Raw genomic sequence first — 10,099 nt, 5'->3', positions numbered from 1 at the left:
CCCCCTAAAAGCGTCGCGTGCATGCAGTGTGCTCGCTGACCCTAAATTGTGGGACCGGCTTTAGCCGGGAAGGCGTCAGGCGTTATGCCGCAAATCTATAGCGCACCTGGCGGCCTCTTCCCGGCTGAAGCCGGTCCCACTAAAAGCATCGCGTGCATGCAGTGGGCTCGCTGAACCCTAAATTATGGGACCGGCTTTAGCCGGGAAGGCGTCAGGCGTTATGCCGCAAATCTATAGCGCACCTGGCAGCCTCTTCCCGGGTGAAGCCAGTCCCACTAAACGCATCAGCGCGCCTGCCGGCGTCTTATCAAAACGGCGCATCACCCAGAATCGTTGCGCGGTGCATCACGCGGCGCTGCGGACGGTAATCGTCGACTGCGTAATGCTGGGTTACGCGGTTGTCCCACATCGCCACGTCGTTTGCCTGCCAGCGCCAGCGCAGGGTGAATTCCGGACGCGTACCGTGGGCGAACAGTAATTTCAGGATCGCCTCACTCTCGCCGGCTTCCAATTCATTGATCCGGGTGGTGAAGCCGTCGTTCACGAACAATGCTTTACGACCGCTCACCGGGTGCGTGCGAATGACCGGGTGCGACAGCGGCGGGTTCTTGCGGCGGGTCTCCTCCCAACGCGCGAGGTCTTCAGCCGTATTGCCAAAGCGCTCCAGCGGGAATGACCGGGTGAAGTCATGGGTCGCGGTGAGGCCATCGAGCAACATCTGCATCGGCCGGGACAGCGCCTCGAACGCAGCGATGCCGCTCGCCCACAACGTATCCCCACCGTAAGCCGGCACCTGCTTGGCGCTGAGCACCGCGCCCAGCGCAGGGGTCGGCAGAAAGGTGACGTCGGTGTGCCAGATGGCGTTGTCGCGCACGTCAGTGACCGCGGTATCGAGGATCAGCACTTCAGGCTGTTCCGGCACGTTGGGGTAGATCGGATGGATGTGCAGGTCACCAAAGTTGGCGGCGAATCGCGCTTGTTGTTGCGGCGTGATCGGCTGATCCCGGAAGAACAGCACCTGATGATCAAGCAGCGCTTGCTCGATGGCGTTGCGTTGTTCATCGGTCAGGTCGCGGCTGAGGTCAACGCCGCTGATCTGTGCGCCCAACGCCGGGCTGAGCGGGTGGATGTCAATGCTCATGGTGTTCTCGTGTGTTCGGCGCCGAAGTGTCGGCGTAGTCAGTAATAAGGGCTTGGATTCAGTGATTCTGCCCGTGCCAGGGCACGAGCTTGCGTTGCAGTGCGCGCAGGCCCATTTCCAGCGCGAAGGCGATCAGCGCGATGACCAGAATTCCCAGCACTACTACATCGGTCACCAGAAACTGCGCGGCGGACTGGACCATGAAGCCGAGGCCACTGGTGGCGGCGATCAACTCGGCCGCCACCAGCGTCGACCAACCTACGCCGAGGCCGATGCGCACGCCGGTCAGGATGTCGGGCAGGGCGCTGGGCAGGATGACGTGACGGATGAGCTGCCAGCGGCTGGCGCCCAGAGACTGAGCCGCGCGCAGTTTTGCGCTGTCGACCGTGCGCACACCGGTCGCGGTGGCGATGGCGATCGGCGCGAAGATCGCCAGATAAATCAGCAGGACCTTGGAGAATTCGCCAATGCCGCACCAGATCACGATCAACGGCAGGTAGGCCAGGGGCGGCACCGGGCGGTAGAACTCGATCAGCGGGTCGAAAATCCCACGCGCGATTCGGTTATGACCAATGGCGATGCCGACGGGAATGGCCGTCAGCACGGCGAAGAACAGCGCCAGTCCGATGCGTTGCAGACTCGCCCCCAAGTGCTGCCACAGCGTGGAGTCCATGTAGCCTTTGGTCATCAACAGCCAGGCTTTTTCCAGCACAGCGGCAGGCGGCGGAAGAAACAGCGGTTCGACCCACTCAAGGGCTGTGACCAACCACCAGCCGCCCAGCAGGAAAGCGAGGGTCAGCACGCTGATGGCGCGCGTGCTCACATAGAAAGAAGAGGGCTGGCGCGGTGCTGTTTGCACCGGCGCGCGAGTGAGGGCGGGCTCGGGCGATTGATAAAGACTCATGCCCGTTGCTCCCGAATGCTTTGCCGCTGGGAAAATACCCGCGCGAGCACGTGCTCGCGGGTTTCGATGAAGCGAGGGTCGGACTTGACGGCGCGGGCCGATTCACCTGCGCTGTAGCGCTGACCAAAGTCGAGCTTCAGGTGCTCGACAATGTGACCGGGGTTGGGCGCAAGCAGAATCAGATCGGTCGACAGGAACACCGCTTCTTCAATGTCGTGGGTGATCAGGAAGACCGGTTTGGCGCTGCGTTGCCAGACTTGCAGCAGCAGTTCTTGCATCTGTTCGCGGGTGAAGGCGTCGAGGGCGCCGAAAGGTTCGTCCATCAGCAGCACGCGCGGATCGGCCGCCAATGCGCGGGCAAGGCCCACACGTTGTTTCTGCCCGCCGGACAATTCCCAGATACGGCGCTTCTCGAAGCCGGCGAGATCGACCAGCGCCAGCATGTCCCGCGCTTTGTTCTCGCGTTTTTCACGGGGCATGCCCGCCAGCTCCAGCCCGAATGCAACGTTGGCCAGTACATCCTGCCAAGGCAGCAGAGCGTCATCCTGAAACACGACGCCGCGCTCGGCGCCGGGGCCGTTCACCGGGACGCCATCAAGGGTGATGCGGCCTGCGCTTGGCGCGACGAACCCGGCAATCAGGTTCAACAACGAAGTCTTGCCGCTGCCGGATGGGCCCAGGGCAACCAGCAGTTGCTGCGGACCAAGGGTCAGGGAAATATCCGACAGCACCGGCTCGGCCGCACCGGGATACTGTGCGCTGATGCGCTCCAGCTGTAACAGGGCCATGGCATGGACTCCGCTTCTAATAGATGTGCGTCAACGGCATGGCTGTCGAAGCCGGCTCGGTATCGGGTGGACGCCTTCGCTTACTGGGTGACGAACTTCGCGCTCACGTAAGGGGTGTAATCGGCCAGGACGGCGTCGACCTTGCCTTGTTCCTTGAGGAACGCTGCGGTCTTGGTGATGGCGTCGGTGGTTGGCGCGCCCAGTTCAGTTACCTGATCAGCCGCCAGCGGGTAGACGTTGCCCTGCAACAGGCCCGGGATGTCGCCAGGTTTGGCGCCGGAGAGTTTCACCAGCTTGTCGACGTTGCTGGCATCGGCCAGCCAGGCGGCAGGGTCCTTGCGGTAGGCGGCGTAGGCTTCCAGAGTGGTTTTGGCGAAGGCTTTGACGACCTCAGGATGCTTGTCGGCGAAGTCCTTGCGCACGATCCACGCATCAAAGGTCGGCGCGCCGACTTTCGCCAGCTCGCCCGAGGTGATCAGCACTTTGCCAGTCTCCTTAGCCACGCCGAGCGCCGGGTCCCAGACGTATGTGGCGTCGATGTCGCCGCGCTTCCATGCCGCCGCAATGGCCGGTGGGGCGAGATTGAGGATGGTCACTTTCGCCGGGTCGATTTTCCAGTACTTCAGGGCAGCGAGCAGGCTGTAGTGGCCCGTCGATACGAACGGCACGGCGATCTTCTTCCCGATCAAATCCTGTGGGCCGTTGATGCCGGAGCCATTACGCGCAACCAGCGCCTCGGCAGCGCCGATCTGGGTGGCAATAAGGAACGTTTCCACCGGTACTTTGCGCGTTGCCGCCGCGGTGAGAGGGCTGGAGCCGAGGTAGCCGATCTGGACGTCACCCGACGCGATCGCCGTGATCACGTCCGCGCCATTATCGAATTTGCGCCATGAAATCTTCGAGCCCGTCGCCTTTTCATAGGCGCCATCAGCCTGAGCGACCTTCGCCGGATCCACGGTGGTCTGGTAGGCGACGGTGAAGTCAGCGGCCTGGGCGAAGAGTGCCGAGCCGGCAAGCGACAAGGCGGCCAGGACGCGTAGGGGTTTGAGCAGTTTCATGGTGACGCTCCGTAGAAAGGCACACCGCCTCCGAATGCCGCAGAGCGTAAATGATCTAAGAAAGTCGAAATAAATAACCTTTTGGAATTTGCTTAGTGTTAATTCCTATACGCGCGGGCTTGATAGGTGCGCATCGCGAGAGGAAAAACACCGAGCTCATGGACGATTCATCTAATCGTCACAATTTGTAAATACGATCGCGACGCCTGTTCAGCGATGTACCTGCAGGGATGGGGCGTTTCTCACGGACTGATCTGGATGGATGCACGAAGCGGCGACGAGTTTTGCCGTGGTTTTCTCCCCGATGAGGTTTTTTCTGGCTTCGTCAGAAAACAGACGGGGAGCAGGGTGACAACTGCAACGTTTGCGACTACCGGACAAGAAATTCCATGTATTTCAGTCGGTTGGAGAGGCAATTCTCACCCGATTTCGCAGGACGACCGTGACTTACCGGTCAAGTTCCGGTCATACGTTACCGCTAAACATATCGATCTGACGAACGGCATCGAAATATGTTTTGGGAATTAGGGATTAGGGCCGATACACTCCGCAACGGACGGCTGAAACGGCTTGTGACATATAACTGCTTGGCATAAAAGCAGGTCTAACAAGTCTTTTTAGGTTTAAAGGATTTCCCTTACCTTGCAGCCAGCTGTACCGCGGTCTAGTCAATTAGTCTTGGGGCCATTGACTCGCCGAGTCAGGTCCGGCGCTAATCGCGCATCCTCGGTTTTGAGCCTTAGGCTCTAGCCCGGGAACTACAAAAATTAGATTCATGAGGAGCGATACACAATGAAGAAGTCCACCCTGGCCTTGGCCGTATACGCAGGTGTCTTGGCTACTCAGGCCGGTGCAGCTGGTTTCCTGGATGACAGCAAAGCGACACTCAGTTCCCGTACTTTGTATTTCGAAGGTGATCCGCGCGAGCCGTCGTCGACTGGCGCCAAAGGGCAAGACCAGCGTCAGACCACTCAGGGTTTCCTGTTCAACTTTATCTCGGGTTACACCCCGGGTACTGTTGGGTTCGGCCTCGACGTTCAGGGCATGTACGGCATCAACCTGAGCGGCGGTATCGACAACCGTGCCGCTAACGGCAGTACTGCGAACACCGTTTCCCCTACAACTTCCGACGGTACGCCGGTGGCTGACTGGGCTCGCGCTGGGGCCAACGCCAAGGTCAAAGTCTCGAAGACCGAGTTGAAAGTCGGTAACGCTCTGCAGCCTAACCTGCCGATCCTCGTATCGAACGACGGTCGTCTGCTGCCGCAGACCTTCCAAGGTGGCATCGTCACTTCCAAGGAACTCGACGGTCTGACACTGACCGCCGGTAAGCTGACCCAAGCTGCCGGTCGTGCTTCCAGTAACTACGCTGACATGTCCCTGGCCGGTGGTTACAAAGGTTCGAACAACTTCCAGTTCGCAGGCGGCGACTACAAAGTCACCAAAGACCTGACCGTTCAGTACTACTACGCGAACCTGGAAGACTACTACAAGCAGCACTTCCTGGGCCTGGTCCACATCCTGCCGATCGCAGAGGACCAGTCGTTCAAGACCGACCTGCGTTACTTCCACAGCACCTCCGATGGCAAGAACGCCCATCAGGAAGTTAACACCGGCTATCGCTTCTCCAACGGCTACAGCAAAGACGGCCAGGGCGAAGTTGACAACGACACCTGGACTGCCATGTTCACCTACACCCTGGGTGGCAACGCATTCCTCTTGGGTTACCAGTCGGTGAGCGATGACGGCGGCATGCCGGTCATGAGCAACGGCAACGTTACCCGCAACAACCTCTCCAATGGTCGTAACGAAGGTGAAGGCGGTAACAGCGTTTATCTGTTCACCGACAGCATGATCACCAACTTCACCCGCGCCGGTGAGCAGACCAAGTTCGGTCAGTACTCGTATGACTTCGCACGCCTGGGCGTCCCTGGTCTGAAAGCTGCCATCGCTTACCTGTATGGCGATCAAATTCGTCTGCAGAACGCATCGCTGGGTCGTGGTTCGGAGTGGGAACGTGACATGCGCGTCGACTACGTGTTCCAGGACGGCTTCATGAAAGGCTTCGGCGTTACAGTTCGTCGCGCGAACCTGCGCTCCGATACCGATCTGTACGCTTCGCAGCAGAATACCGACCAGACTCGTGTGGTCCTCAACTACACCTACGCGTTCAAATAAGCGTGATGTGTTGAAAAGAGCCCCGCTTCGGCGGGGCTTTTTTATGCCTGAAACAATGTCATCCAGCACCAATCGTTCCTTTTGTTTTCAGATGCTGGCATGCACAGTGATTCATACCTCACCATCCAAGGAGCACGACTGAATGGGCCTCAAACTCGGCGACATCGCACCCGACTTCGAACAGAACTCCAGCGAAGGGCCAATCAAGTTTCATGAATGGCTGGATGGCAAATGGGCGGTATTGTTCTCGCATCCTGCCGACTTCACCCCGGTATGCACCACCGAGCTGGGCTTCACCGCAAAACTCAAAGACGAATTCGACAAGCGCAACGTCAAGGCGATTGCCCTGTCAGTGGACTCGGCCGAATCCCACACCCAGTGGATCGGCGACATCAACACCACGCAGAACACCCTTGTGAACTTCCCGATCCTGGCGGACGAAGACCGCAAGGTTTCCGAGCTCTACGACCTGATTCACCCCAATGCCAGCGAAACGCTGACGGTGCGTTCGCTGTTCGTGATCGATCCGAACAAGAAGGTGCGCCTGACCATCACCTACCCGGCCAGCACCGGTCGCAACTTCCACGAGATCCTGCGGGTAATCGATTCGCTGCAGCTGACCGACAACTACAAAGTCGCCACGCCGGCAAACTGGAAGGACGGTGAAGACGTTGTCATCGTGCCGTCGATCAAGGATGAAGCAGAGATCAAGGAACGCTTCCCTAAAGGCTATACCGCCGTTACCCCTTACCTGCGCCTGACGCCACAGCCGAATCGCTGATACACCGGTTTCAACCATGACATTCGGGCCGATTTATCGGCCCTTTTTTTCTGCTGAAAACGCCATCCACGAAGAAATCCCCACCTATGTGGCAGTGAGCTTTCTCACGAAGGGGCCGGGGCATGCAGCCACTTGCTTTGGAGAATGAAAGTCAGTCTTCGCGAGCAAGCTCGCTCCCACGAGTTCGCGTAATGCCAAGAAGCACGGCAGAAGTTATATATTCTTTTTGGTGCTAACCAAATGAATAAATATGATTTTAGAGAATAACTATCCCCTGTTATGGTCTCTCCGTCCTGGCGAGATCGCCGGCAATGAATCCCTTTCCGCCTTACTGGTCCGCCATCGGACGAGCAGGTGCCACCTGTTAGCTACACACCAAAGGAGCGTGCCATGGGCACCGTTATTTTGCGTCGAAGCCTGGTCGCTCTGTTTGTTGCGGCGGTTTCCTGCGGCGTCCTTACTCAGGCCCAGGCCGATACCTTGCGCATCGGTTACCAGAAATACGGCACGCTGGTATTGCTCAAGGCCAAAGGCTCGCTCGAGAAGAAACTCGCCGATCAAGGCGTGCAGGTTCAGTGGACCGAGTTTCCCGGTGGTCCGCAGTTGCTTGAAGGCCTGAACGTGGGTTCGATCGACTTCGGCGTGACGGGCGAAACACCGCCTGTGTTTGCCCAGGCCGCTGGCGCTGATCTGCTGTACGTCGCCTCCGAGCCGCCGGCGCCCACCAGCGAAGCGATTCTGGTGCCGAAGGATTCGCCGATTACCTCGGTCAAAGACCTCAAAGGCAAGAAAGTCGTCCTCAATAAGGGCTCCAACGTGCACTACCTGTTGGTGCGCGCGCTGGAAGACGCCGGCCTGAAGTACACCGATATCCAGACCGTTTTCCTGCCGCCTGCCGATGCGCGTGCGGCCTTCGAGCGCGGCAGCGTCGATGCCTGGGTGATCTGGGATCCGTACCAGGCTGCCGCCGAGCAGCAGCTTCAGGCCAAGACACTGCGCGACGGCAAAGGCATCGTCGACAACAACCAGTTCTACCTGGCGACCAAACCCTATGCGCAGCAGCATCCCAAGGTGATTCAGACCCTGGTGGAAGAAGTGCGCGCGGTCGGCGAATGGTCCAAGGCCAACCCGGAAGAGGTGACCAAACAGGTCGCGCCACTGCTCGGCCTGCCGGAAGACATCACCCGCACGTCGGTGAAGCGTCAGGGCTACGGCGCCTCGTTCATCACGCCTGAAACCGTCGCCGCGCAACAGAAAATCGCCGACACCTTCTATCAGCTCAAGCTGATCCCGAAACCGTTGCGCATCGCTGATGTGATCTGGACGCCACCCGCTGCTGTCGCGAAAGCCCAGTAAGCCCGGCATTGGAAGGAGACAACTCCATGAGCGTGGAAAAAATCACCCACAGACTGGCGCCCTGGTTGCTACCGGTCCTATTGTTGGCGATATGGCAACTGGCGGTCACCGCGGGCTGGCTGTCGACCCGCATTCTGCCGGCGCCGAGCGCCGTAATTGAGGCCGGCGTCACGCTGGTGCGCAGCGGCGAAATCTGGACTCATCTGGCGATCAGTGGCTGGCGTGCCGGGATCGGCTTTGCCATTGGCGGCGGGATCGGCCTGGCTCTTGGCTTCATCACCGGGCTGTCGAAATGGGGCGAACGCTTGCTGGACAGTTCCGTACAGATGATCCGCAACGTGCCCCACCTGGCGCTGATTCCGCTGGTCATCCTGTGGTTCGGCATCGATGAGACCGCCAAGATATTTCTGGTCGCGCTCGGCACGCTGTTCCCGATTTACCTGAACACGTACCACGGCATTCGCAACATCGATCCCGCATTGGTGGAGATGTCCCGCAGCTACGGTTTGAGCGGCTTCGGACTGTTCCGCCATGTGATTCTGCCAGGCGCGATGCCTTCGATTCTGGTCGGCGTGCGGTTCGCGCTGGGCTTCATGTGGCTGACCCTGATCGTCGCGGAAACCATCTCGGCCAGCTCCGGCATCGGCTATCTGGCGATGAACGCCCGAGAGTTTTTGCAGACCGACGTCGTGGTGCTGGCGATCGTGCTTTACGCCGTACTCGGCAAATTGGCAGACCTCGCGGCGCGTGGTCTGGAACGGGTCTGCCTGCGTTGGCACCCGGCGTATCAAGTGGCTAAAGGTGGCGCGCAATGAGCAATCTCCAACAACCGGCAAACCTGTTGCGCGGGATTCCCTTGCAGGTCCGCAAGCTGAAAAAAACCTTCGGCTCGCGGGAAGTACTGAAAGACATCGATCTGCACATCCCGGCCGGCCAGTTCGTCGCGGTCGTGGGCCGAAGCGGCTGCGGCAAGAGCACTTTGTTGCGTCTGCTGGCAGGACTCGATCAACCGTCGAGCGGCCAACTGCTGGCGGGTAATGGCTCGTTGGCGGATGCGCGGGAAGACACGCGACTGATGTTCCAGGAAGCGCGCTTGCTGCCCTGGAAAAAGATCATCGACAACGTCGGCCTTGGCCTCAGCGGCGACTGGCGTGGCAAAGCGTTGGAAGCGCTGGAGGCCGTGGGTTTGGCCGAGCGTGCCAACGAATGGCCGGCGGCGTTATCGGGTGGGCAGAAACAACGGGTGGCGCTGGCCCGTGCGCTGATTCACCAGCCGCGCTTGTTGTTGCTCGACGAGCCGCTCGGCGCGCTGGATGCCCTGACCCGAATCGAGATGCAGCAACTGATCGAAAACCTGTGGAAGAAGCATGGCTTCACCGTGTTGCTGGTGACCCACGACGTCAGCGAAGCGGTCGCCATTGCCGACCGGGTCTTGCTGATTGAAGAGGGCCGCATCGGTCTTGACCTGCAGGTTGATCTGGCCCGTCCGAGGGCACGCGGCTCTTACCGACTGGCCGCGCTGGAAACCGAAGTGCTCAACCGCGTGTTGTCGCTACCAGGCAATCCGCCCGACCCCGAACCGACTTCACCGCTGCCCACGCAACTGCGTTGGGCCAACTAACTCCAGAGGCAATCCTGCCCCCGGAACTGATCTCACAAAGGAAGCCTTACCATGACTATCAAAGCCATCAACGTGCGTAACCAGTTCAAAGGCACCATCAAGGAAATCGTCACCGGTGACGTGCTGTCCGAGATCGACGTGCAGACCGCGTCGGGCGTCGTCACTTCCGTTATCACCACTCGCTCCGTCAAAGAGCTGGAGCTGGTGGTCGGCAGCGAAGTGATCGCGTTCGTGAAGTCCACCGAGGTGTCGATCGCCAAGTTGTGATCGAT

10 protein-coding genes are annotated in these 10,099 nt (G+C 59.5%); 6 read left to right on the top strand and 4 right to left on the bottom strand.

Features of this window, described 5'->3' with window-relative positions; genetic code table 11:
- Positions 1-307: 307 nt before the first annotated feature.
- The 4 genes from tauD to tauA form a co-directional block, all read right to left on the bottom strand.
- Positions 308-1,141, bottom strand: a complete 834-nt coding sequence (gene tauD / locus ACYASU_RS18030; RefSeq protein WP_192171282.1) for a taurine dioxygenase — start codon at positions 1,139-1,141, stop codon at positions 308-310.
- A gap of 58 nt (positions 1,142-1,199) precedes the next feature.
- Positions 1,200-2,045: a taurine ABC transporter permease TauC gene (tauC, locus tag ACYASU_RS18025; protein ID WP_192171281.1), complete on the bottom strand. Its 846-nt coding sequence runs from the start codon at positions 2,043-2,045 to the stop codon at positions 1,200-1,202.
- Positions 2,042-2,833 carry a taurine ABC transporter ATP-binding subunit gene (tauB, locus tag ACYASU_RS18020; protein ID WP_463583585.1) on the bottom strand — a complete coding sequence of 264 codons (792 nt, stop codon included), beginning with the start codon at positions 2,831-2,833 and terminating at the stop codon, positions 2,042-2,044. Before tauB ends, tauC begins: the two co-directional genes overlap by 4 nt.
- An 80-nt stretch (positions 2,834-2,913) precedes the next feature.
- Positions 2,914-3,891, bottom strand: a complete 978-nt coding sequence (gene tauA / locus ACYASU_RS18015; protein WP_192171279.1) for a taurine ABC transporter substrate-binding protein — start codon at positions 3,889-3,891, stop codon at positions 2,914-2,916.
- 792 nt (positions 3,892-4,683) lie between these two features.
- On the opposite strand from tauA, the gene ACYASU_RS18010 reads away from it, so the two are divergent.
- The 6 genes from ACYASU_RS18010 (at position 4,684) to ACYASU_RS17985 (ending at position 10,094) form a co-directional block, all read left to right on the top strand.
- Complete coding sequence (locus ACYASU_RS18010; protein WP_423571055.1) at positions 4,684-6,069, top strand: OprD family porin; 1,386 nt, start codon at positions 4,684-4,686, stop codon at positions 6,067-6,069.
- A gap of 142 nt (positions 6,070-6,211) precedes the next feature.
- A complete protein-coding gene (locus tag ACYASU_RS18005) occupies positions 6,212-6,850 on the top strand; it encodes a peroxiredoxin (RefSeq protein ID WP_346629442.1) in 639 nt (212 codons plus the stop codon).
- Positions 6,851-7,240: 390 nt separating this feature from the next.
- Positions 7,241-8,206 (top strand): sulfonate ABC transporter substrate-binding protein, encoded by a 966-nt coding sequence (locus tag ACYASU_RS18000; protein ID WP_463583584.1) that lies wholly within the window; start codon positions 7,241-7,243, stop codon positions 8,204-8,206.
- Between the two features lie 26 nt (positions 8,207-8,232).
- On the top strand, positions 8,233-9,021 hold the full coding sequence (gene ssuC / locus ACYASU_RS17995) for an aliphatic sulfonate ABC transporter permease SsuC (RefSeq protein WP_192171275.1): 789 nt from the start codon (positions 8,233-8,235) through the stop codon (positions 9,019-9,021).
- Positions 9,018-9,827, top strand: coding sequence for an aliphatic sulfonates ABC transporter ATP-binding protein (gene ssuB, locus ACYASU_RS17990; RefSeq protein ID WP_172610395.1), 810 nt, complete (start codon positions 9,018-9,020; stop codon positions 9,825-9,827). Before ssuC ends, ssuB begins: the two co-directional genes overlap by 4 nt.
- Before the next feature lie 51 nt (positions 9,828-9,878).
- The gene (locus ACYASU_RS17985; RefSeq protein WP_037016233.1) at positions 9,879-10,094 is read left to right on the top strand and encodes a TOBE domain-containing protein; all 216 of its coding nucleotides are present in this window, start codon (positions 9,879-9,881) and stop codon (positions 10,092-10,094) included.
- The last annotated feature ends 5 nt before the right edge of the window (positions 10,095-10,099 follow it).

The organism is Pseudomonas sp. HP_12 (genome assembly GCF_055283955.1).
This window is presented reverse-complemented; position numbering and strand designations above follow the sequence as displayed.